The following is a 23,822-nucleotide window of genomic DNA, read 5'->3' on the forward strand; positions in this document are numbered from 1 at the left end:
CCACCTCATTTCCTTATGAGTATGTGTGAAGGGCGTCCGCCCTTCGGATGAGACACTTCCCTTGTCTCCCATGTATTATAAAGTGTTTCTCCGTTCTTGAACATAGTTCATTTTTCCTATTTTTTTGTATTTCGGCATTTTCTCCTGAAATTTTTATGAAAATATTTTTATTAGGGTATTGATTTTCATTCTCTTAAGTGCTATAGTATCCATAGGCTTTCGTTAGAGATCGTATCCTGCGGATAGGATGCGGTTTTCCAAAGCTCTCCTAAAATATAATACACAGCAAAAATAACCCGCATCTGCTCATTGCGGGTTATTTTTGTGGCGTGACGCGGGATTCTCGCGCACGGCGTTGTCATATCGTCGAACGCTTCGTCGACGTAGGTTTCATCTACGCCTTTCTCGCATTCTCCTTATTCCTAGCTGTGCATCAAAGCTTGCGCCTCACTCAGATTATGATGTGACGCGGGATTCTCGCGCATCGCAGTGACACAGTTATGCGCCAAAATCGCACGTCACATCGGTTCATCCAAAGCTCTAAGGTTCAGTGCATAACTAAACGGACGCACGGTTCTGTTCTCCCTGAGCACGCCGCTTGGCATCGCCTTCATGCGCGCGGTAATCGTGTTCTCGGACTTGTCGAGCATCCGCATGAGTTCCTTTTTACTGACGCCCGCACCGGAGAAGATCGTTGCTTGGAGCAATACATCGTACAGCTCCTTGAGCGTGCGGTCGACCTCTAATTTTTGGATGCGGCTATAATAAACGTCATAGCGGTCTTTCTTTTCTCTCAGATTTTTTTCCGTACCGCTGACGGCGGCATTCACAAATTCGAGCGTTCCCAATATAAACGGCGTGAGGTCGCCGCAGTTGATCGAGGCGTTTGTCATGGCGAAGAGGTCGTAGTACCTCTTTTTATTTTGCTTAAGCAGGATAGAAAGCCGCAGTGCAACCGTCGGATGCAGTGTGCGCGCGAGCATGTACGAGGTAATGAAGCGCGACATGCGCCCGTTGCCGTCATAAAACGGATGAATATAGCCGAACAGATAGTGAAACACGGCGATCCGGACGAGTGCGGGCATCGACGCGTCATGCAGTATGAGGAGCGCCGCATCCATCGCATGTATGATTTGGGGTTCCGGATAGATACCGCGATGGATCACCTTCTGCGTACCCGTGATAATGTCCACGCTTTCTTTGCGAAAGAGCATACCGTCCGGGAGGTTCTTCGGATCGCTGCGCCCAATTTCTTCGGCGAGGAAGGAATCGAATAGAACGCGCATATCACGGCTGTTTTCCATCGCAATATGCGCCCCGTCTATGATGCGCGCATATTTATCGACGATACCGCCGAGACGCATCCGCACGCGCGCGGCATCTCCGGCAGTAAGCGCGCTGCGGATCTCTCTGCGCGTACTTCGAACTCCCTCAATATCGTTGCTTGCCTTGATTTCATCAACAAGGCAGTCGTGAAGATATTGATCAATCCCCGCCTGAGGAATGTTCAGCAGTGTTTTTTGCAGAGCGGCGAAATCGATCATAATACGCTCCTGCCGGAGCGACATATCTTCACAGTAACAGAAAAAGCCGTCGTAACCGTTCGAGCGATTGTACTCTTTGATACGAATCCCGAGATGCTTTGTAAACGGACTGCCACAGCGCGCGTGATAGACTTCCTCCCATACCGCGGGATTTTTACGATAAAGACGAAAAAGGCTCTCGTAGGACATCGTTACCTCCTTTCCAAAGATTATTAAGACCTCAAAAAACGCCAATTTTGAGGTGTCCGAAAATTCAAACCTCAAAAAACGCAATTTTTGAGGTTTGGGGGAGGGTACGAAAATCCCGCGCCCTATTGCCGTAACCTGAGTGACGCAGAAGTTTCGATGCATAGCTAGGCATGAGGAGAACCCAAGCGCCGGCGTAGTTAAAAGCTACGTCAAGCGCAGGATTCGACGAATAACGACGCTAGGCGCGAAAATCCCGCGTCACGCCTGAGCCTTGGGGATGCGGCAGTCCATCCCCTTAATATGCCCAAACAACCACCGCGCCAGGAAATCCAATATCTTCAGCAGTTCTTCCTGCTGGTTTTCATCGATGGCATCGAGATCGAGGCTGTCGACTTTTTGTATGAAGCGCAGGTGCTGATACCGCTCGCTGAAACGCTTGTCGTAGTTGATCTTCTCCATGTACGCTTCTTCGTTCGCGAAATGGGTCGCGGCGTAGTCGCGCAGCTCGCCGAGCAGGGCGACGATTTGGTCGTATTTATCCTCGGCGGCGCTCTCCATGACGAGCTCGTAGCATTCGTTTGTGAGGTCAAAGAGTTTTTGATGCTCGGCGTCGATCTCGTCGATCCCGGTCAGATAGTCTTTCGTAAATTCGTATTTCATCTTTCGTTTCTCTCCTTTTTCGCAATTAGTCCCAGCCCTGCAATGCCCAGTAACGCTCGGCGCCGTCGACGAATGCGTAAAAGCCGTTGTCCGAGCGGTCACTTGTTTCAATTTGAACGAGTTTCCAATGCCCCGTGTCCTGCTTCTCCAGCACGAGCCGGACATTGCCCTCGGGCATCAGGCGTCCGTAAGTACTCTCATCCCCCCGAACGCTGCACAGATAGACGGCGTGCGCTTCGTCCGCGGCAGTCAGCGAGATCGATGCGGCGGTATAATGCGCGGCAAACACGCGCATCTCGTCCGCGCCCCAGCGTGCGGCGCCGTCTTCACGCGTGACGGGGACGCGTTTCTCATCGAAATAATAGTCCAGCATGGCGCGCGCCGATGCGACATCGCGTGTGCGCCGCTCCGCCATATAGCGTGTCATAAAGGCGGCGTCGTGGCGGAAAAACCAATCGTCCGGGTACCGCTCGTGCAGTGCGTCAATATGCGCGGCAAGGAGTTCCGACGCGTTCTCGTGCATCCCGTAAAGAACGCGCTCCACGTCGACGTACTCTGCAAAACCTGCGGCGTCCTTTTTCTCGATCGCCGCACGAATCTGCATCAGTGCATATTCGTGTGTGTGCTCTTTCCAATAGCTCTTCGCGCAGACAAAACCGCCCACGGCAATCACCACGAGCAGGAGTGCCGCACACAGATATTGTTTCTTCATAAAGTCCCTCCGGAGGACACGCCGTTATTTGCCGTCCTCCGCTGCGGCGGCTGCCTTTCCCCGCTGCGCATGATGCAGCGCCTCATAACTTGTCCACTCGAAGTGCTCGCGCAGATAGAGATCAACCTGCTCGCCGATGTATTTTTTCCCCATGAGATCGGGATGCAGTCCGTCCGTTGTGTACGCCTCCTCGAGCTGCCCGTTCGCATCGGAGAGCACGGTCGCGACGTCGATGCAGTATTCCTGCTGCATGACCCAGTTGTTGATGTAGTCGCGGTGTGCCCACCAGTCGGACGGCGGCGCCATGATGTCCATGCGCGCGCGCATGAGCGCGGGGCGAATGGGGGGTGCGGTGAGAAAAATCGGCGTGATGCCGTGCGCCGCGCACCGGTCGCGCAGGGCGGCGAGATTGCGGACGCTCTCCGCACCGTAGACACCCGATCGATAGTCGTTCACCCCTGCCATGATGATGAGCACATGCGGGGCAAAGGGGAGCACATCGCTGTCAAACCGTGCAAGGAGATCGGCAGTCGTGTCGCCGCTTCTGCCGAGATTTTTCACCGGCACGGCGCAGTAGGTCTCCCAGTCATATAGTGTATAGGACGGCGGCAGGGTAATCGCGCCGCCGCCGTGCGTGATGCTGTCGCCGAGGGCGGCGATCGGCGTGTTGCCCGCAACGTCAAAGGAGCCCTCCTCCGACCAGTCCGAGAGCGGCGCGCCCGCAGCTGTCACGCCGCGTACGCGGTAAACGTAATGCCCCGGCGTGCGGTAGGCGCGATCGTCGTAGACGTCATATTCCCCCGCGCGCAGTGTGCTCACATGGACGCTCCGCGCGCCGTCCCGCCGCTCAACCTCCACCTCGTGATGCTGCATCCCGGGCAGGGGGATCCACGAGTACACCGGGTAGAGCGGTGCGTATGCCATCGCATCAAACTCTGTGGTTAGAAGCGGCGCGGTCGGATTCTTCTCCTCCTGCGAGAGTGCACGCGGCTCGCTCTCACGCCCGATCGGCGTGCCGTCGTAGGAGAGCGGCTGCACCGTCCAGTACAGCTCCGCCGCATCGCCATACGCCGCAAGAGGTACGGCAACGCCCGTCGTATAGACGCGGCTGAGCAGAGCGACCTCTTTCATCCCCGCGCTCGGACTGCCGCGCATGATGCGCACAGCGTAGCGGACTGCTCCCGCAAAGGGCTTCCAGTGCAGCCGCACGGATGTTATTTTTTTCTCCGCCACAGGATTCACCTGCGCTGCTCCGCGCGGCACCTGCCTTGCCGCAGCGTCTGTATGCACTGCGCCGCATAAAACAAGAACGGCAAGGAGCAGATAGGTGCCCCGCCGCAGTATCTCAAATCGCATTTAGTCCTCTTCCACATATTTGATATACTCTGCGCCAATCGCTTCTTTCGCGGCGGCAACGGTCGGCGCCATGAGGGCGCGCCCCTCCTCGTGCGTGGGGGCGGCGGCGGTCACGCGCACGAGCACGCCGTCCTCCTTCGCATAAGTCGCAACGGTCGGGTTCGCTCCGTCCACGAGTGCGCCGAGCCGGTCGGCGACAGGCGACTCTCCGACGGGCAATCCCTTTTCCGCCATTGTGAAGAGTTTGATATTCATGGATACGAATACCTTGTCACTCTTTGCCCGGAGAAAGACGCTGCACGCCTCGTCGAACATCGGGATCATCTCTTTCGGCGGTCCCGGGAGCATGATGCACGCGCGCCCGTCCTTCTCGATGATGACGCCGGGGGCGGTACCGTTGTTGTTCTGGAGGACGATCGCGCCCGCAGGCACGGTCGCCTGTTTGCGCATACTCTCCGTGAGCGGGACGCCCCGGCGCGCAGCACGCTCCTCGAGACGGCGCAGGGCTTCGGGGTCTTCTGCAGGCGTACAGCCGAAATAGGAGATCAGCATCTCCTTGGTCAGGTCGTCCTTCGTAGGGCCAAGACCGCCTGTCGTGATCACGCAGTCACAACGCGTAAAAGCCACGTCAAGAGCGGCGCGCAGACGCTCAGGGTTGTCCCCGACAACCGTCTGATAGTACGCGTCGAGTCCCATGTGCGCGAGCCGCCGCGCGATATGGCGCGCATTCGTATTCACGATGCTGCCCATCAGGAGCTCCGTTCCCACACTGACGATTTCAACGACCATATCGTTCCCTCCGTGCATTTTAATTCCACGTTATTTTACTATATCGGGCGCAGGGATACAAGAGGGACAGGACGTTAGAAACGGGCTGCTGCACACATTTGTGCAACAGCCCTGTTTCATAAATTCTCTATTCCTCGAGTTTAATGAGTCCCGGCTGCTCGATGTTCCACTTGTCATTTTTCTGCGAGAAGAGCGCGGGCATATCCACCGTGAGTTTTTCGTAGGTCTTGCCGTCCTCGTAGCGCGCGGCGAACGTCTCCTTCATGCCGCCTTCGTCATGCATATGCTTGTCATACGGAACCATGGGACTCGGCACGACGGCAAAATCCCCCGGCTGTCCCGGGATGTCGTACGCCCAGAACGTCGCCGCGTCGATGTCCTCAACCGTCTCGAATTTCGGCATATTCTTGCCGTTCTCCACCGCCGCATGGTCGCTGCACATGAGCAGCTGCAATCCATATTTGGCAATGAGCGGCAGGCAGAGCTCCGCACCGCGCTCGGCGGAAAATGTCTCACGCAGCGCGTGATAGTCGTCGAGAAATTCCTGCCAAATCGGCTTGCTCTCAAGGAGCGCATCGAGATCGATCTCCTCCTCCGGCTCCGGGTCGGGGGCGGGCGGCGGGGCAGGCTCCGGTTCGGGTTCCGGCTCCGGTGCGAGCGCCGCAGCGGGACGCTCCTTCAATTCCGCAACGTCCGTATCAATCTGCGCGATGCGTGCGCCAAGGCTTTCAATTTCATCTCTGAGCGACTGCACCTTTGCCGCGGTTTCCGAATCCTTTTGCACGGACGCCTGTATCTCCGCCGAAAGGCGCTCTGCCTCCGTGCGCAGCCACGAGACATGTCCCTCAATCGTATCCACCGTGCCGCCCGTCTGCCGCCACGCGTAGTATGTCGCGACGGAGGCGATCCCAACACTCGCCACGACAAGGACAAACGACAGTATCGTCATCACATCCGCCATGACGGGGTGAATGAACCCAACCGCCTGCACAGCGCTTGATGCTGCCTCAGTCTCCATAGATGTTCCCCTTCCCGATTCCCTCATATCTCTCATATGTGATCAGCCGCAGCAAGGCACTGCGGCAAAATGCACAAAATACTTGGTATATATTTCGCCGCCCTCCTTGAAAAATCCTCCACAGATGAGACACAAAAAAGAGCCGCTCCGCGCGAAGCGACTCTTTTCCCTATGTGCGTCTATGGCTTAGAGTGCGCCGGCAAGGGCAGCGCCGAGGTTCTTGCACCCCTCCATACCCTCGTCATCCGGCTCGTTCTCTACAATGAACGTATCGACGAGTTTTGCGCCGGCATCCGTCGTGCGCTCTTTCCACGTCTCCATCCAAGCGCCTGCGCCCCAGCCCCACGAGCCGAAGAGCACGACCGGCTTGCCGGAGAGCTTTCCGCTGTCGACGGCGCCTGCGAAGAACGGCTCAAACGAACCTTCCTCGAGCTCCTCGGCACCCATCGAGGGGCATCCGAGCGCGAGACCGTCAAAGCCGTCAATCTGGTCGACGGAGAAGCTGTCCACTTCGAAGAGCTCAACCTCCGCGCCTGCACCTTCGATACCTGCGCGAACGCCCTCCGCCATCTTTTCCGTGTTGCCCGTGCCCGACCAATACACAACCGCTGCTTTTGCCATGTGAAATCCTCCTCAAAAGAACTGCGAAGCGCGATGCGCTCCTGCTAAACCGCCTGCACCAGCTCTGCGAGCGGACGTCCCGCCTCGAGCCGCGTACAGAACTCCTGCGTGCAGGCAGAGTACCGCTCAAAGAGCGCACGCGCCTCTGCCTCGTTCGTGTAGACCTTCCAATATCCGCTGTAGACAAAATCCTGTCCCCGCCGCGCAATAAAAGCCTGCACATCCTCCGGCGGATAGCCGAGGAACAGCCCCACCTCCGGCGGCAGTGTCTTGCGCACGCGCATCCGCAGGCGCAGGAACTCCAGTCGGTCTTCCATGCTGTCCGTATCGCGGTAGCCCGCGCCCGCAAGGATCTCCTTTGCCCCGGAAGTGGTGAGCGCACGCTCGACGAGCTCCGCCCGGTAAAAGAGAATGAGGACGTACTCCGTCCCCTCCGCAACGCGGAACGTCGAGATACCTTTGCAGGAAAAACAGGGCTCATAAGAGGCGAGCAGCCCCTCAAAATCCTCAAACCGGCTCTTTTGGAACGACAAGAGACTCCCTGACGTCAGCCCTGCGAGCAGGGGTGCGGCATGATAGCCAAGCAAATGCTCAAAGTCCGGGCAGCGCACGAATATCTCCCCCTTTTGCTAAGTGCGCGCTGCAAAGCAGCACACATCGATAAAATCCCAGTCTCTCGCTATTATAGCCGAAGTGATTCTCATTAGCAATAGGTCAATTCGTCACAGGAGTGTCCGAATATTGGTCTTTCCCTATTATAGCGAAGTTTTTTTACCATGACAACAGGTCACAGTATAATCTTTTCCTATATGAAATGAAACCCCTTTCAATACCGCACTCATCGCTTGCAGGAGGGCTGCTTCTGATTCCTGCTCGAATTACCCGCATAGGGAAGGAGGGGAGCCGTGAGTTCGAACTCGTACGTCTCGCGGTTGACGCGCCCGAGAATCTTGTCGCTGTCATAAAGCCGCAGGAGGAAGTCCGCCATCTGCTCCGCCGTGTGATACGTCCCGAACCGCGCGTCGTAGTCGTACTCCGCCGCGTCGTTGGCGACCTTGCCGAACTCGGTGCGCGTCGCCGCGGGTGCAAGTACCTTCGCGCGCAGTTTTGCGCCGGATGCGATGAGTTCCTGTGCCAGCCCCTCTGTGAACGCGCTCACATAGAACTTCGTCGCGCAGTAGGTGACCGCCGTCGGCACGATCGTATAGCCGCCGCAGGAGGAGATGTTGATGAGCTGCGCGCCCGCCGCATCGCGGTAGTCGTGCACAAAGAGGGTCGAGAGAATCGTCAGCGCCTCGATGTTGAGCCGCAGAATGGATTCGATTTTTGTGAGATTCTGCTCCGCGACGCTCCCGTAGCTGCCGAATCCCGCGTTGTTCACCCACGTCTCGATCTCATAAGCGCGCAGCTCGTCATAGAGCCGGTGCGCATTCTCCGGCACGGACAGATCCGCCGTCCGGATCACGACGTCCACATCGGGATGCGCCGCCGTGATCTCATCGCGCAGTCGTGCGAGCTGTGCCTCACGCCGTGCAGTGACGATGAGGTTCTTGCCGCGTGCCGCGAACGCCTTTGCCGCCGCATAGCCGATGCCGGAGCTTGTGCCCGTGATGACCGTATATTTTTTATTGCTCATTTGAAAAACCTCCTTTGATTTATTTTTATCATATACCTTAGTGTGTACTTCATGTCAAGCGTCTCATGCGCCGATGCCCGCGGCTTCGGGCGCGTGCAGTGCGAATGTCGGCGGGGCGGTGCGGACGGGCGCGCCGCAGTCCGCCCAGCCAAGTGCCGCGCGCGCGGCGTCGATGTCCTCGATGATCTTTGCCGCGAGTGCCTTCGGATCGGTGTTGACGGTCATGACCGCGCCGAGCGTCTCTGCCGTGTCGCGCTTAAGAAAGTTCTCGACGTTGGTTGATCCCTGTACGGGCGGTTCGACACAGTGATAGGAGTTGATGCCGAACAGGCGGAACGCGAGCGATGCGTCGAGCCCCTTTTCATTCGCCCACTCGGGGCTCGTGAACGCATACGGCATGTCCTTGATGTCGATGCCCGCGGCTGCCGCCGTCGCGCCCAGGATCGTCGAGGCGCGCGTGTTGTCCACGCACTCGCCCATGTGCCAGACGGGCGGCTGATCCTCACCGAGGAAAGCGCGCAGTCCCGCACCCGTCTTGTCGAGCGCAGAGAGGCTGCAATAGCCGAGTTTCAGCAGGGGGAAGGAGGCGCATCCGTTGGTAAAGATGAGGATGTCGTTCTTGATGAGCTCCTCGGCGATGTCAACGATGGCGCGCTCGTAAACGACGCGCGGATTGTTGCAGCCGACCATGTTGACGATGCCGCGAATCTGCCCGGACTTGAGTGCCTTTGCAAGCGCGCCGAACCCGCGGTAGCGTTCCTGCACGGACTCCGCGCTGAACCCGATCTCCGCCGTCACCTCGTACGCGGGGATAAAGACGGGGACGTCGCGCCGCGCGGCAAAGCTTTCGACGGCGCGCGTGACAATCTTCTTCGCGATGTTCTCCGTCTCGCCGATGTTCGAATGGTGATGGTCGTAGGCGTAGTGCTCCGCGCCCGGCAGGCGCGCGGCGTCGCTCGTCGTGACGACCGTGGTCTTAAAGCAGCGCGCGACATCCATAATCGACGGGAATACGTCCTGCACGTCCGCAACCCAGAGATCTAGCGCGCCCGTGCCGAGGACAAGCTCCGCGCCGACCGCGTTCGAGAGCGGAATGACGCCCTCGTAGCGGTACATCGCCGCAAGGCAGGAGCAGCAGATGCCGTAGAACTGTATGCCCTCCGCGCCGTGCTCCTTCGCGAGCGCAGTCATCTCCGCGGAGCGTCCGATACGGACGATCTCGCTGACGAGCGTCGGCAGATGCCCGTGGACGGCGATGTTGACCCAGCCCTTTTTGAGCGCGCCGACGTTGACCTTCGAGGTGGCGCGGTGTCCGACGCCAAAGAGCGCGTCCGTCGCAATGTTTGCTGCGACGACGCCCGTATAGCAAAACGCGAGCCCGCAGCGCAGGAACTGTTTCATAACGCTCTCCCAGTCGCCGTCCGTGCCGCAGCCCGTGCGGTGAAAGGCGTCGAACACCTCGTTGTACGCGCTGATGGGGAGGATGTCGAGCTTCTTCCAAACCTTTTTCCGCTCGGCGGGCGCGAGCGCGGCGATGGAGCGGTACTCCTCGGGGAGCGCGCGCGAAAGATCCGCGAGGAGGACGTCGGCGAGTTTGCCCGCGAGCCGCTTTGTGCTCTGTCCGCGCGTCGTGATGCCGAATGCGTGCGCGATCACGAATGCGCTTTGCGCCGAGCAGCGGCAGCTTCAGCTTTCCCTCAGCGGCAAATTTCAGCGAGAGGAGCACCTCGCGCGCATGTGCGCCGTGCTGTGCGACGCCGCCCGCCGCGCTGCGCAGGAGGTTGCGCGCCACGATGAGGTCGGCATCCGCGCCGCAGACGCCGCGCGGGCTCTTCGGCGTAATTTTGCAGGGTCCCATGTTGCAGTTCTTGCAGCAGACGCCCGCCATGCCGAACGCGCACTGCGGCTGCTGCTTGTCGAACCGGTCGAACGCCGTGTCGCAGCCGATCTGCTCCATGTAGAGCAGCATCTCGCGCACCGCGGGGTCGGGCGTCTGCTCGAGCACCTGCTGACGCGACGGAAACGTCTTGCGGTACGCCGAGATCGCCTGCATGTAGTCGTTCACGCCGCCGTGCGTATGCGGATGCGCCGCATCATGCGTGTGCGCATGCCACTTGTCCTGCGCGTGCTCATGATCATGCGGATGCACATGATCATGATCGTGCGTGTGGTCATGTCCATGATCGTGCGCATGGGTGTGGTCATGCCCATGCGTGTGGATGTGCTCATGTCCTGCTTCTCGTGTCGCAGCCATCGTCATCTCTCCTAACATTCTCAAACATATAGTTTTACTATGTATCATGTACTTTATAACATATATGTTTTTCTGTCAACTGTGTTGACAAAGAAAATAACGGTTCTCAATGTACACCTTGCCAAAGTATTTCCGCTCTGCTAGAATACAAACGGAAGCAACGGTGAACCGATGGGAGGAAATCATGGTACGGAAGGAATACGCACAGAGCGTGCGCACGGCGCTTGCCGCGCTGCTCTTTGGACTGCTCGCGGTGACGAGCGGCTGTTTCAGCGGCGACGTGAACCTCGTCGTCAACGACGACGGCAGCGCGGATCTGAAGACGACGCTCGTCAGCGTGCCGATGCTCGCGGAGATCGTAGAGCAGAGCAAGGCGGCGGCGGTGGAGAAAAATCCGGATGCGCAGGTGACGCCCGTGACGAAGGACAACAATATGTCGGGCTACGAGATCTCGGAGCATTACGCGACACTCGATAAGCTCTCCGACGTGGACTTTTTCGCCGCACACGAGGGCAAAAACGCGGGGATTACGGCGGCAAAGTCGTTCTTCTACGACGACTGGAATTTTGATCTCATCTTCAGCGGGACGGAGAGGGGCGGCGGCGCGGGCGCGTTCGCGAGCAACATCACGTTCACCTATGAGATGACGCTGCCGGTCACGCCGACCTCCTCGAACGCCGACCGCATCTCCGATGACGGCAAGACGCTGACGTGGAACCTCGGCAAGACGCTCACCACGGGCGAATCCACAAAGATCGAGGTCGCGTTCCGCATGTGGCACAAGCCCGCCCTCATCGGCACCGCCGCCCTCCTCTTTCTCCTCGTCGCCGGCACGGTATACGCTGTCCTGCGCCGGAAGAAATCGCCCGAGGATGCGGCGGAAGACACATCGCAAAACGCATGAGAACGCAAAAAGAGCCAGAGTGAGATTGTGTAAAATACAGTCTCGCTCCGGCTTTTTTATTGCCGTCATCCCCTCTTGGAGATACGCGCGCATTATTTGCAAGAGGGCACGGCACGCCGTGCCCCTACAAGGCGCGCATATGTCGATAGTTTTCCCACGATGTAATGACAGGGCGATGCGCAAAAATCGCACGCCAAACCGTAACCTGAGTGATGCGGAAGTTTCGATGCATAGTTAGGAACTCCAGTGAACGCGAGGAAGGCGCCCTCTTTACGAAATCCGATCAACCCATGCCGCCCCCGTAGGGGCACGGCGTGCCGTGCCCTCAAACGATTTAGGGCGGCGTAACGTATCGCCGTACGAATAACGACGCTAGGCACAAAAGCCCGCGTCACTCAAACCTCCGTGTGATACCAACTTCATGCACGAACGGAACTAACGTCTATGATGGCGCACAGTTCATATTCTATCAACATTATCTGCTTGTAAAAAAATCCCCCGGCGATGCGATGCATTGCCGGGGGAAAGCGTTACTGCGCTTCGTTTTTCAGGATACCGCTTGCCTGCGGCGCGCGCCGGAAGGACTTCATGTCTTTGAGCGGCAAGGGGTTCTTTCGGCTCTGTCCCACTTGCCTGATGTCCGTCTCCGCATGTACTGCGTTCTCCGTGCTGTAAAATGGAACCGTCGCCGACAAAGTCCCCTTCACGTCACCGGTTTTCCCCTTCCCAATGACCGTCTGTGCATGTGCCACTCCCCTCACCCCTTTCATGCATCATATGCGCATATCATAGCACACGAATGCCGCTATGGCAAATCATTTGTTTCAAAACGACGATTTTCCTCCATAATTAAAAAACAAGCGCTGTCGCCAGTCGGATGCGCCTGTTTTCATATTTATTCGCGATTTTTTCTCTTTTTCCGCAGATTCTGTATCACAAGTATCGCGGCAAAGAGGACAAGTCCGATCATATCGGTCGTACTGCCGGGCTTGATCATCAGCAGCCCCGCCATGATGAGCAGAACGCGCTCATAAAGCTTGCAGTCGTCCGCAAGGAATCCGCAAAGTGCGGAGCTGACGGCGATCATGCCGACGAGCGCGGTAAGCGTCGCCGTGACGAGTGCGAACGGCGTCGCATCCACCATGAGAATGACGGGCGAGAGCACGAAGATGTACGGGATGATGAACGCCGCGACTGCGAGTTTCGACGCGTGGACGCCTGTTTTCAGAGGATTGCCGCCGCTGATCCCCGCGCCTGCATAAGCAGCAAGTGCGACGGGCGGCGTGACGTCCGCAATGATACCGAAGTAGAACACAAACATGTGTGCGGCGAGGATTGGCACGCCCATCTGCACGAGCGCGGGCGCGGCGATGGTCGAGGTAATGACGTAGTTCGCCGTCGTCGGCACGCCCATGCCGAGCACGATGGCGGTGATCATCGTGAAGAACATCGCGGGGAGCAGCATCCCGCCCGCCGCATCAATGAGCCCCGAGGCGAGGCGCAGCCCGACGCCCGTCTTGGTCACAACACCGATGATGATGCCTGCCGCTGCGCACGCGATGAGGACGCCGAGGACAGCCTTTGCCCCGCGCTCGAGGCCATAGACAATCTCCATCGGCTTCATCCGTGTGGAACTCCGCAGCATGGCGCAGATGATGGAGAGCACGATCGCGACGAGCGCCGCGCGCATCGGCGTATAGCCGGAGACGAGGAGGTAGACGATGACGACGAGGGGAATAGCGAGGTGTCCGCGCTCCTTGAGCAGGGTCAAGGGATTCGGCAGCTCGCTGCGCGGGATTCCCTTGAGGTTTTTGCGCTTTGCTTCAAAGTGGACGCCGAGCCAAACGCCTGTGAAATAGAGGAGTGCGGGGATCGCCGCCGCCTTGACCACCTCAATGTAGGGTACGCCGACGAACTCCGCCATGAGGAACGCCGCCGCCCCCATGACGGGCGGCATGAGCTGTCCGCCCGTCGACGACGCCGCCTCGACCGCGCCCGCGAAATTTGCGTTGTAGCCGAGTTTTTTCATCATCGGGATCGTGAGCGAACCCGTCCCGACGACGTTGGCGACCGAGCTGCCGGAAACGGTGCCCATGAGCCCGCTCGAAAGCACAGCCACCTTTGCGGGGCCGCCGCTCGCCCAGCCCGCTACGGCATTGGCAAGATCGATGAAGAATTTTCCGAGTCCCGTGCTCTCAAGATACGCGCCGAAGAGGATGAAGAGGAAGATGAACGTCGAGGAGACGCCGAGCGGAATACCGAAGATGCCCTCCGTCGTGAAGTAGAGATGCCCGACGAGCTGCTCGAGGGTAAGCCCGCGGTGCGCGAAGACGCCCGGCATATAGGGGCCGAGGAACGCGTACGCGAGGAACGCGAGGACGACCGTGACCATCGGCAGCCCCACGACGCGCCGTGCCGCCTCGACAACAAGCAGAATCCCGATGATGCCGACGACGGTATCCGCTCCCGAGACGGAGCCCGCGCGCGTCACGAGCTCGCGATACTGGACGACGATGTACGCGGGCGCGGCGGCACCGAGCACGGCAAAGAGGACGTCGACAGGGTGAAAGAAATTGTCCCGCGTCCAAGCCCGCCGCAGCGGATAGAGCAGATATGCGAGCGCAAGTCCAAAGCCGAGATGCACCGCGCGCTGAAGCTGCGCGTCGAGCACGCCGAACGTCGCCGTATAGAGCTGGAATACGGAGAACGTGATCGCAATCGCAGCGATGATCTTCTTCGGAATTCCCGTGTAGTGTACGGTGTCCGACTCGCGGTCGTATTTCTTCAGGATCTCATCCGTGTTCACTGTATTCTTATCGTTCATACGGCATCATTCACTTCCTTTATGTTTTTTAGCGCAGCAAATAATCATGAAATCACGGGATACCAGACGCCCCTGTTATCGGTGCGCATGGAGAGCTGCATTTACCCACGATGTAAGGCGCGCGTTGATTGATCAAGGGCACGGGCACGGCACGCCGTGCCCCTACCATACGCGCGTATTTGGTAATCTCCCCCACGATGAAAGAACTCCTATAAGTGCCAAAATCCCGTGTCACGATCCATGCCGCCCCCGTAGGGGCACGGCGTGCCGTGCCCTGTAACGATATACGGCGGCGTAACGTGTCATTGTGACACAGCTAGGCGCCAAAATCCCGCGTCACGCCTAAATCATGCTGCATCTGCTCCGAGATTAAAATATCCCCCGATACAGCGGGGCAACAAACAGATCAATCTTCGTCCCCGGTGCGTACATCTCATAGAGCGGGATCTCGCGCCCCGCGACCTCGATGCGCAGTTGCGTCCCGACACCCGTTCGGAGACTCAGTGACGGGTAGTCGCGCTCCATATCGAGGACAAAATAGTCGCCTTCGCGGCGAAACTGCCCCTCCTCGGGGAGGAAGGGCAGCCCCACGCCGTGTGATTGATAGCGCGTCCCCGTCAGGTGAAACCGGCCGTCCGCGTGTACCGTCAGAAATTCCTCGACAGGCGTTTTCTGTACCGAATGGATGAACCGGATCGTGAGCGGTACCTCATCCTTCACCTGTGCCGCGAGCACCTCCCGATGCCCGTCCACCTCCATGAGGAGTGCGGGCGCCGATAGGATGTCAAACGCGACCAGCCCCGCCGCAGCAAGGAGCGCGATCAGATAGGCTCTCATTTACTCGCCAAAATACTTCTCCGCGCCCGCGTTCATTGGGAGTGACATGCCCGCTTTTGCAGTTTCTTTCGTAATCTGCTTGCCGACGGCGTGCGCGCCCTGCAGGCGGTCGAGATGGGTGAAGATCGCTTTCGTGATGTCGTACCCCATCGCCGCATCGACCGAGGGTCCCGCCACGAGCATCGCCATCACGGAGACGCTCGGCACCGCCTCGTCAAAGCCCGCATATGTCCCCGCAGGGATGACGGTCTTGGTATAGAACGGATACTTGGCGATGAGCCCGTCCGCGACGCTCTCATCCACGGGGAGCAGACGCACTGGGTTCTGCGAAGCGATGTCCTGCACCGACGCCGTCGGGTAGCCGGCCGTCAGGACGGCAACATCCACGTTGCCGTCCTTGAGTGCACTCGCGCCCTCAGCAAACGAGAGAAACTGCTCGTCGATGTCATCATAGGTGATGCCGTATGCCGCGAGGATCTGGCGCGCGTTCGCCTCGACGCCCGAACCCGCCGCACCGACCGCGACGCGCTTGCCCTTCAGCTCGCTGAGGCTCTTGATGCCGGACGATTGGAGCGTCACGAACTGGCAGGTCTCAGGGTAAAGGGACGCAATCCCCTGCAAGCCCTCCAACTTTTTCCCCTCGAACATCTCCGTGCCGTTCACGGCGTAAAAGGTGATGTCGTTCTGCACTGTCGCGAGGTCGATGGACTTGTCGCGCAGCATATTGATGTTCGCGACGGATGCGCCTGTGCTCTGCGCACTCGCATTCATGCCCGGGATCTCCTTATTCAGGATCTCGGCGATCGCGCCGCCGATGGGGTAGTACGTCCCTGCCGTTCCGCCCGTGCCGATGTTGAGGAACTTCTTTTCTCCGCCGGCGGAGTCCCCGCTGCCGCAGCCGACGAGCAGCGCTGTGGAGAGTGCGGCAATCGCACCCGCCGCAAGGATTTTCTTCACGGTAGAAATGTTCATGGTCTCTTCCTCCTGTACGCAATACCAACATCATCGAAAGCCCCGCTCCCCGCGCGGAATAATGTGGATATTCTAACACAAAGCGTCCCATGCCCGCAAGACAAGGAACGCTTAGTATACAAATATACATGAAGTACGTTTAATTTTTCACAAAATCCGTGGACGCGCCGTCCGCTTTTGCGCGGGCAATGAGTTCCTTCAGCCGCACAATGTTCTTTTTATGCAGATCCATGGCAAAGCGGATGCGCTTCTTCTCCTCCTCGGTGAATTCCGGCTTTTGGTACGCTTCACTGATGCGCACGAGCCGCGCCTCCACGTCGCGCAGCTCGTCCTCCATCGGACGCACGTGCATGAGCGCGAGACCGTAGACGGCGCGCATCTGCTCCTCGATGTAGGCGGCATAGCCCGGCTCTCCGGAAGTGCGCTCGAGCCACTGTGCGACATGATAGATGATGTCGTAGGGCGACTCGCCGCCGTGGATCATACCGGCGATCTCCATCTTGACCTGCTGCTGACCGCCGTGCGGGAGTGTCCGTGCAGGCTCCGTGTCCGCCATCAGATGATCTTCTCTCCGTGATAGCGTTCGCCGCCGATCTCGGGATAGACGCCGTACTCGACCGACCACTCGCATTTATATTTCAGCGCCTGCGCGTGGATCGTTGCAATGCGGTCCATGTTCTCGCGCACGATCTTGCCCGGCACGCCCGCCACGAGCGAGTTCGGTGGGATCACCGCGTTCTCCTTGACGACCGCGCCCGCGGCGATGATCGAGCCGCGCCCGATCTTTGCGCCCGTCAGCACCGTCGCGCCCATGCCGATGAGGACGTGATCCTCGATCTCACAGCCGTGGATGCACGCGCAGTGCCCGACGGTCACATAGTCGCCGATGATGCAGGGCTTGTTGTCCGCCACATGCAGACAGGTCAGGTCTTGAATGTTGGAGCACTCGCCGACCGAGATGTAGTCCACATCGCCGCGTGCCACAACGCCCGGCCAGAGACTCGCGTATTTTGCAAGACGCACATCGCCCGAGAGGAACACCTGGGGGGCAACGAACGCCTCTTCGTCAATCTGCGGCGTGATGCCGTGAAAGCTTGGAAATTGATCACCTTTGAATGTATACATAGCAGTTCCCTTCCATAATAATCTGTCGCTACCCGCGCATACTGAAAAATTCCTTAACCTGCGCCGTGTGGTAGTACCGCTGCGCCGCCATGAGAATCTCAGCGGGCGTGGGTGCGGGACGCAGTGCAGGGGCATTTTCGCTGTGCGGATATTTTTTGCGCTTTTTGTCGAGCTCCTTCTTTGCCGCGTCGAGCGGCGTGTCGGGCAGCTCCTTGTACGCCTTCGAGTTCGAATACTCCATCCACTCGCGCTGATAGGCCCGCAGTTGATAGACGTGCTCCGTATCGAGCGGCGTGAGCTTTGTCCCCGTCAGCGCGGAGCGGCGCAGCTCATCCTTTTCCGCAGGCGTGAGCGCGCGGTGTCCGCCAAACGCCTGTGTCGCCTGCGGCATTTCCTCGCGCGGGGATTCCTCCGTGCCCGGCGCATCCGTGTCCGCACGCTGCGCCGCGGCATCCGGCGCGGCATCCTTGCCGATCGCGTCGCCCGCGATCGCGGCGTTCATCTCCGCGCTGCTCGGCTCTGCCGGCATATCCAGAGCGGCGGCTTCTCCGCCCGTATCCGGCACGCCGTCAGCTCCTGCGGTAAACGCAACAGATGTCCCCGCCGCAGCTGCACCGCCTCCGCCGCCCTGCACCGCACGCCGGAGACTCGGTGCCTCTGCACCGCCCGTCGCGCGCATCTCCGCGAGCACCGCGATGTTCGCAAGCGTGACTGCACGCAGTGCCTCCTCCTTTGTCTTGGCACGCTTTAAGGCGCGGGCGAGTTCCTCGCGGCGTTCCTCAATACGCGATACCTTCTCATAGAGATCGGGATCGTGATCCCTCAGGTACTGCTTATCCGCGCCCGAGAGCTTTTGCCCCTGCCGCAGCTTCTGCCGGATGCGCATAGAGCGCAACTCATCGCTCTCCTGCACCTGTGGGAGGAGCGCGGCGGACTGCGTTTTCTTCATGTCCTGCGGCATCCCGAGCGCCTGCGCCAAACTCTGTCCCGTACGCAGACGGTAGTTCATATCACGCCGCAGGTTTTTCATCCGTGTGTAGTCGCCGATGCGGCCGATCGTTTCAAACATATGCATATGCTTACCTCCGTGTAATGCAAAACGCAATATTTCTCTATGATATTATCGGCGCAAGCGCCTCATAGATAAAGCATCTCAGCGCTGTATCCCCTATTTTACCCCATTTTGGGCAAAAAGAAAAGCCGGTCGCCCGGCTCGTACTCCCTGCGTCTCCCTTTGGTCGTCCATGCACTCTATTCTTTCTTAATAAAAAATTGCAGTGTGCAGACACTAATCCCCCCGCCAAGTCCCGAATGCGCGCATTCACCAAGGCGGACAAATCGTTCCGAAGGCATATGATTCATCCACGAACCATATGACAGACAGGAAATTTACGGGTGTTAATGTAACACATTTATCATTCTAATGCAAGTGATATTGTGAACAAAATTTCATTTTTTTCATTGCAGGTGAAATTTCAATGAAAAATATATTGACAAAACATCTTAAAAGGTACAGAATAACCTAGTATCATGGATTGTATTTTAGGGATTACGGAAAGTGGATCGTACCTCTGGGAAAGGTATTAAGGGGGATTTTTTATGGGAAAACGGCTTCCAATCGGTGCACAACTCAGCGGACTTTTGGGCAGCGTTATTGCGCTGATGGTTTTGCTTCTCGGCGTCGTTCTATACGAATTTGATACGACGAGCGGTGCTTATCAGCACTTGCTCTCCGTAACGGTAGACAACTCCATCACCTTGCTGCGTGCGGAAGACGACTTCCATCAAGGGCTCAGCGAGCTCCGCTCTTACGTAGTGACAAAAGACAGTGCCGCTGCAAGCCGTACAGAAGACGCATTAAAGAAAGCAGAGGATCAAATCACTCGTTTCTCTGAAAATGCCGTCAATCCGGACAGCAAGCAGCTCGGTCAGCAGCTGCGTACGGGCATACATGAATACAACGAACACACCAAGCGCGTCATTGCTGCGTATCAGAGCGGTGATGCCAACGCCTACGAAGCTGCGCGGAGCGAACTCTATAAGCGGACAGAGGATGTAAACAGTCTCTTTGAAAAGACCGCCGACGTCCAAAAGCAGGTACGCACCGGTCAGATGGAGGATCTGAACGATAACGCGCACCATATCTTTATCATCGCCCTTGTCGCAAGCCTCGTCGGCATCATCGCCATCATTGCATGCGCGACATGGTACGCGCGCAAACTGGCGCGGCGTCTCATGAACCTGCGCAACGATGTCGGGAAACTCGGCAAGCTCGACCTCTCCTTCCCCGGCACGCGCGCCACATGGAACGATGAGATCGGCGATATGGCGAATGAGCTGATCGATATGAAGAACGCCCTGCATGACATCGTCCGCTCCATTCAAAGCGAGGCGGACGGTCTCTCGAAGGAGAGCGAAGCGCTCTCCGGCTCTGTCCAGTCGCAGATGCAGGTCTCCGAGAGCATCGCGCACACGATCACCGAGGTGGCAGCCGACGCGACGCACAACAACGACAGCATCGGCGAGATCTCGACCGCCATCGAGCAGGTCAGCGCACGAACACAGGAGATGAGTGCGAGCGGCGCCTATGTCACGCAGACTGCGGACGACGCCGTCGCCGATGCCAAGGGCGGCATGAAGTACATTCACGAGCTCGTCCAGCAGAACGAGACGGTCGCCGACTCCATGACGGAAATCTCCCGTGTGTCCGAACAGCTCGTCACAGGATCGGATGCCATCAAGAATGTCGTCACAACCATCCGCGAGATCGCCGGGCAGACCAACCTCCTCGCACTCAACGCCGCCATCGAAGCGGCACGCGCGGGCGAAGCAGGACGCGGCTTTGCCGTGGTCGCCGAGGAAGTGCGCAAGCTCGCCGAGCAGAGTTCCGCCGCGACAAACGAAATCGAGCAGACCATCGGGCGCATGATTGAGAGCATTCAGGTTGCCGCCGGCGCCATCTCGAACGCCGAGGAAAAAGTGGACGCGAGCAAAGAGGTCACTGTCGAAACGGAGAAGAGTTTCAACTCGATTCAAAAGCGTCTCGAGGATGTCCGCGCCAGCATCACGCAGATCAGCAAAGCCGTCGACGAAACGGCGGGCGATATGCAGGCTGTCGTCGGCAATGTCCAAAGCATCGGCACCGTCGCCGAAAAGACAGGGGCGAACGCCGAAAACGTCGCCGCCGCCTCCGAAGAGCAGAGCGCAAGCCTGCACGACGTGAGCGACAGCGCCGAATCCCTCTCGCACACCGCCTCGAAACTCAACGACATCACATCAAAATTCAAACTCTAACAAGCAAAGGTACATCGTATGCCGGGCATCTCCCCGTGCACGATGTACCTTTTTTTGATATTTATGCCCCTTTATCTCCCTACCTACATGGGCAGTCCCAGCCATTGCCTTATGCGAAAAATAAAATAGGGATTTTTATTTTTCTATGATTTTACGCTTGACATTTCACGCAGCAGGTCTTATAATCAATACAAATGAACATCTATTCATATGTAGCATATGAAGGAAGGGGAACTTACCATGAAAAAGGCATTCAAACTGAGCGAACTCGACTGCGGGCACTGCGCACAGGAGATTGAGGACGCCGTAGCAAAGCTCGACGGCGTAACGAAAGTGCGCGTCAACTTCATGAGTCAGCGTATGACGCTCGAGGCTGACGACGCGCGTTTTGACGAGATCCTCGGCGAAATCAGGAAGATCATCAAGACCATCGAACCGGACGCCGTATTCGAAGGCTAATCTTTTAGAAGGAGAAGCACGATGTCGAAAAAACAGAAGCGGATGCTCTATCGCATCGGCGGTGCGGCGGCGCTCTTCATTCCCGGCATGATCCTCGAGCACTCCGGAATCGGCATGGCACTGCTCCTCGCCGCGTATGCGCTCATCGGCTGGGATATTCTCTGGCGTGCCGCCGTCAACATCCGGCATGGGCGCGTCTTTGATGAAAACTTCCTCATGTCGATCGCGACCATCGGCGCTATTCTCCTTGGAGACTACTCCGAGGGCGTCGCAGTCATGCTGCTCTATCAGATCGGCGAGTGGTTCCAAGCCTACGCCGTACAGCGTTCGCGCCGCTCCATCTCTTCTCTCATGGATATTCGTCCCGACACCGCACGTGTCCTGCGCGGCGGCGAGGAAGAAGAGGTATTCCCGGACGAGGTCGAGGTCGGCGACACGATCCTCGTCCGCCCGGGCGAGCGCGTCCCGCTCGACGGCATCATCCGCAAGGGCGAAGGACTTCTCGACACCTCCGCACTCACCGGTGAATCCATGCCGCGTGAGGCGCATGAGGGCGACGAGATCATCAGCGGCTGCATCAATCAGACGGGCGTCCTCGAGATCGAGGTCACAACGCCGTACGAAGAATCCACCGTCGAGCGCATCCTGTCGCTCGTCGAGGAGGCAACGGACAAAAAGGCCACGACCGAGGCGTTCATCACACGCTTTGCCCGTTGGTACACGCCCGCCGTCGTCATCGGCGCGCTGCTGCTCGCCATCGTCCCGCCGCTCGTGACAGGCGATCCGTTCGCGGGCTGGATCTACCGCGCGCTGACCTTCCTCGTCATCTCGTGCCCGTGCGCACTCGTCATCTCCGTCCCGCTCTCCTTCTTTGCGGGCATCGGCGGCGCGAGCCGCGCCGGCATCCTCATCAAGGGCGGCAACTACCTCGAAGCGCTCGCCAAGGCAGACACTGTCGTCTTTGATAAGACCGGCACGCTCACAAAGGGCAGCTTCAGCGTCACGGACGTTCTGCCCGCGAACGGGTTCTCAAAGGACGAGGTACTCTTTTACGCAGCGAACGCGGAACGCTACTCCACACATCCCATCGGCGTCTCCATCGTGCGCGCCTTCACCTCGGGCGGGCACTCGACGGAGGGGACGGACGTGCACGCCCTCGAGGAAAAGGCGGGGCGCGGCATCTCCGCACACATCAACGGACGCATCATCCTCCTCGGGACGGTGGACTTCCTCAAGGCAAAGAACACCAAGGATATGCCCGCCATCCCGCACGTCGGTGCGGTTTGCCTTGCCATCAACGGACGCTATGCAGGCGTCGTCCACATCGCCGACGAGGTGAAGGATGATGCAAAGGTCGCGGTCAGCGCCCTCAAGGAGCGCGGCATCGGCGAGACCGTCATGCTGACGGGCGACTCGAAGTGGATCGGCACATCGGTCGGCAAATCGCTCGGCATCGACACCATCCACGCCGAACTCCTCCCGCAGGACAAGGTCGCACAGGTCGAAGAACGCCTTGCGGGTCGTAAGGAGGGCGCAACGCTCGCCTACGTTGGCGACGGCATCAACGACGCCCCCGTGCTCGCGCGCGCGGACGTCGGCATCGCGATGGGCGCGCTCGGCTCGGATGCCGCCATCGAGGCGGCGGACGTCGTACTCATGACCGACGAGCCGAAGAAGATCGCAACCGCGATCGACATCGCACGCAAGACCATGCGTATCGCCTGGCAGAACATCATCTTTGCCATCGGCATCAAGGGCATCGTCCTCGTCCTCGGCGCACTCGGCATGGCGGGTCTCTGGGCGGCAATCTTCGCCGACGTCGGCGTCACCGTCCTCGCCATCCTCAACGCCATGCGCGCACTGCATGTGAAAGAGTAAATTGGAAACCAAAACCGGCAGCATCGACACCACATTGTCGATACTGCCGGGTTTTTTCTATCACATTAAAATAAATCAGTATGTGATCCTGTTCTTGTTAGATACAAAATCAGTTCTTTCTCAAGAATCTCATAGACTAAAAGCCAGTCGGGTGTAATATGACATTCCCTACATGACGCATAGTTACCGGTAAGCGCATGGTCTCTGTTCTTTGGTGGAAGCCCCTCACCGTTCGCAAGCTTTTTAATAATCTCAGTCAGGAGATCTATATTGTAACCTCGCTTTTGTATACGTTTCAGATCCTTTTGAAATTTTGTCGTTGGCCGTACGGTATATTTCATGCCAACAGCTCCCGCATCATCTCATCGACATCCGTATACGTTTTTCCGAGAGAGGGATTCTCCTTCATACGTCGAACTTCCTCAATCGCCTCTAGGGTTTCCGCATTCGGCAGAGAATCTCCCACATCGAAGGGGATGCGATACTCGCTCACCGTCTTCCACGCAAAAAGATTAAACGCTGTCGTCATGCTGATACCCATATCGCTGCAAAAATCATTAAACGCCGTTTTCAGATCTCTATCCATGCGAATGCTCACACTCGTCTGCGACACCATGATCACTCCTTCCTTATCATCAGTGTAAAACAGCTTGAAGATACTGTCAACATACAGCTAAAAGCCGCATATTATCCCCTTCGTCCGGAGGACAAACGATGCGGAAGCAGCACGAAACTCCAGCATCATCATCT

At 58.2% G+C, this 23,822-nt stretch carries 23 protein-coding genes and 1 pseudogene; 4 read left to right on the forward strand and 20 right to left on the reverse strand.

Annotated elements, in window-relative coordinates:
* Window positions 1-518 precede the first annotated feature (518 nt).
* From K341_RS0104985 to K341_RS13035, 11 genes and pseudogenes are all read right to left on the reverse strand, one after another.
* A complete protein-coding gene (locus K341_RS0104985) occupies window positions 519-1,733 on the reverse strand; it encodes a Fic family protein (protein ID WP_026762062.1) in 1,215 nt (404 codons plus the stop codon).
* A gap of 258 nt (window positions 1,734-1,991) precedes the next feature.
* Window positions 1,992-2,393: a bacteriohemerythrin gene (locus K341_RS0104990; RefSeq protein ID WP_009350645.1), complete on the reverse strand. Its 402-nt coding sequence runs from the start codon at window positions 2,391-2,393 to the stop codon at window positions 1,992-1,994.
* A gap of 25 nt (window positions 2,394-2,418) precedes the next feature.
* Window positions 2,419-3,105 (reverse strand): hypothetical protein, encoded by a 687-nt coding sequence (locus K341_RS0104995; RefSeq protein ID WP_026762063.1) that lies wholly within the window; start codon window positions 3,103-3,105, stop codon window positions 2,419-2,421.
* 24 nt (window positions 3,106-3,129) lie between these two features.
* On the reverse strand, window positions 3,130-4,461 hold the full coding sequence (locus K341_RS0105000) for an SGNH/GDSL hydrolase family protein (protein WP_026762064.1): 1,332 nt from the start codon (window positions 4,459-4,461) through the stop codon (window positions 3,130-3,132).
* Complete coding sequence (locus K341_RS0105005; protein ID WP_026762065.1) at window positions 4,462-5,250, reverse strand: molybdopterin-binding protein; 789 nt, start codon at window positions 5,248-5,250, stop codon at window positions 4,462-4,464. It abuts the gene before it with no gap.
* Between the two features lie 127 nt (window positions 5,251-5,377).
* A complete protein-coding gene (locus K341_RS0105010) occupies window positions 5,378-6,268 on the reverse strand; it encodes a hypothetical protein (RefSeq protein ID WP_009439525.1) in 891 nt (296 codons plus the stop codon).
* A gap of 186 nt (window positions 6,269-6,454) precedes the next feature.
* Window positions 6,455-6,889: a flavodoxin gene (locus tag K341_RS0105015; protein WP_009350639.1), complete on the reverse strand. Its 435-nt coding sequence runs from the start codon at window positions 6,887-6,889 to the stop codon at window positions 6,455-6,457.
* A gap of 44 nt (window positions 6,890-6,933) precedes the next feature.
* Complete coding sequence (locus tag K341_RS0105020) at window positions 6,934-7,500, reverse strand: DUF3793 family protein (RefSeq protein WP_009350638.1); 567 nt, start codon at window positions 7,498-7,500, stop codon at window positions 6,934-6,936.
* A 227-nt stretch (window positions 7,501-7,727) separates the two neighbouring features.
* The gene (locus K341_RS0105025) at window positions 7,728-8,525 is read right to left on the reverse strand and encodes an SDR family NAD(P)-dependent oxidoreductase (RefSeq protein ID WP_026762066.1); all 798 of its coding nucleotides are present in this window, start codon (window positions 8,523-8,525) and stop codon (window positions 7,728-7,730) included.
* 63 nt (window positions 8,526-8,588) lie between these two features.
* On the reverse strand, window positions 8,589-10,181 hold the full coding sequence (locus K341_RS11635) for an anaerobic carbon-monoxide dehydrogenase catalytic subunit (protein ID WP_282705186.1): 1,593 nt from the start codon (window positions 10,179-10,181) through the stop codon (window positions 8,589-8,591).
* Window positions 10,182-10,272: 91 nt separating this feature from the next.
* Window positions 10,273-10,827, reverse strand: a pseudogene (locus tag K341_RS13035) (anaerobic carbon-monoxide dehydrogenase catalytic subunit); the annotation flags it as partial.
* A gap of 136 nt (window positions 10,828-10,963) precedes the next feature.
* Between K341_RS13035 and K341_RS0105035 the strand changes: the two are divergent.
* Window positions 10,964-11,683, forward strand: a complete 720-nt coding sequence (locus K341_RS0105035) for a hypothetical protein (protein ID WP_026762067.1) — start codon at window positions 10,964-10,966, stop codon at window positions 11,681-11,683.
* A 530-nt stretch (window positions 11,684-12,213) separates the two neighbouring features.
* Here K341_RS0105035 and K341_RS0105040 read toward each other — a convergent pair.
* The 7 genes from K341_RS0105040 to K341_RS0105070 all read right to left on the reverse strand — a co-directional run bounded on the left by K341_RS0105040 (window position 12,214) and on the right by K341_RS0105070 (window position 18,516).
* Entirely contained in the window at window positions 12,214-12,435 is a 222-nt protein-coding gene (locus K341_RS0105040) for a hypothetical protein (RefSeq protein ID WP_026762068.1), read from the reverse strand.
* A gap of 143 nt (window positions 12,436-12,578) precedes the next feature.
* The gene (locus K341_RS0105045) at window positions 12,579-14,507 is read right to left on the reverse strand and encodes a TRAP transporter permease (RefSeq protein ID WP_009350632.1); all 1,929 of its coding nucleotides are present in this window, start codon (window positions 14,505-14,507) and stop codon (window positions 12,579-12,581) included.
* A 369-nt stretch (window positions 14,508-14,876) separates the two neighbouring features.
* Complete coding sequence (locus K341_RS0105050; RefSeq protein ID WP_026762069.1) at window positions 14,877-15,344, reverse strand: DUF1850 domain-containing protein; 468 nt, start codon at window positions 15,342-15,344, stop codon at window positions 14,877-14,879.
* On the reverse strand, window positions 15,345-16,316 hold the full coding sequence (locus K341_RS0105055; protein WP_026762070.1) for a TAXI family TRAP transporter solute-binding subunit: 972 nt from the start codon (window positions 16,314-16,316) through the stop codon (window positions 15,345-15,347). It abuts the gene before it with no gap.
* A gap of 139 nt (window positions 16,317-16,455) precedes the next feature.
* Entirely contained in the window at window positions 16,456-16,872 is a 417-nt protein-coding gene (locus tag K341_RS0105060) for a hypothetical protein (RefSeq protein WP_026762071.1), read from the reverse strand.
* On the reverse strand, window positions 16,872-17,441 hold the full coding sequence (locus K341_RS0105065; protein ID WP_009350628.1) for a gamma carbonic anhydrase family protein: 570 nt from the start codon (window positions 17,439-17,441) through the stop codon (window positions 16,872-16,874). The genes K341_RS0105060 and K341_RS0105065 overlap by 1 nt, the downstream gene beginning before the upstream one ends.
* A gap of 28 nt (window positions 17,442-17,469) precedes the next feature.
* A complete protein-coding gene (locus K341_RS0105070; protein WP_026762072.1) occupies window positions 17,470-18,516 on the reverse strand; it encodes a hypothetical protein in 1,047 nt (348 codons plus the stop codon).
* Between the two features lie 524 nt (window positions 18,517-19,040).
* Between K341_RS0105070 and K341_RS0105075 the strand changes: the two genes are divergently transcribed.
* The 3 genes from K341_RS0105075 to K341_RS0105085 all read left to right on the forward strand — a co-directional run bounded on the left by K341_RS0105075 (window position 19,041) and on the right by K341_RS0105085 (window position 23,072).
* Window positions 19,041-20,735 (forward strand): methyl-accepting chemotaxis protein, encoded by a 1,695-nt coding sequence (locus K341_RS0105075; protein WP_026762073.1) that lies wholly within the window; start codon window positions 19,041-19,043, stop codon window positions 20,733-20,735.
* A 240-nt stretch (window positions 20,736-20,975) separates the two neighbouring features.
* Window positions 20,976-21,194, forward strand: coding sequence for a heavy-metal-associated domain-containing protein (locus K341_RS0105080; RefSeq protein ID WP_026762074.1), 219 nt, complete (start codon window positions 20,976-20,978; stop codon window positions 21,192-21,194).
* Between the two features lie 21 nt (window positions 21,195-21,215).
* Window positions 21,216-23,072, forward strand: coding sequence for a heavy metal translocating P-type ATPase (locus K341_RS0105085; RefSeq protein WP_026762075.1), 1,857 nt, complete (start codon window positions 21,216-21,218; stop codon window positions 23,070-23,072).
* Window positions 23,073-23,137: 65 nt separating this feature from the next.
* Here the strand turns inward: K341_RS0105085 and K341_RS0105090 are convergent, their stop codons facing one another.
* Together K341_RS0105090 and K341_RS0105095 are read right to left on the reverse strand one after the other, a co-directional pair.
* Entirely contained in the window at window positions 23,138-23,413 is a 276-nt protein-coding gene (locus tag K341_RS0105090; RefSeq protein WP_009350622.1) for a type II toxin-antitoxin system YafQ family toxin, read from the reverse strand.
* Window positions 23,410-23,688, reverse strand: a complete 279-nt coding sequence (locus K341_RS0105095) for a type II toxin-antitoxin system RelB/DinJ family antitoxin (protein ID WP_009439382.1) — start codon at window positions 23,686-23,688, stop codon at window positions 23,410-23,412. The genes K341_RS0105090 and K341_RS0105095 overlap by 4 nt, the downstream gene beginning before the upstream one ends.
* Between the last annotated feature and the right edge of the window lie 134 nt (window positions 23,689-23,822).

This window comes from Centipeda artemidis DSM 19719 (assembly GCF_000426665.1).
GTDB lineage: Bacteria > Bacillota > Negativicutes > Selenomonadales > Selenomonadaceae > Centipeda > Centipeda artemidis.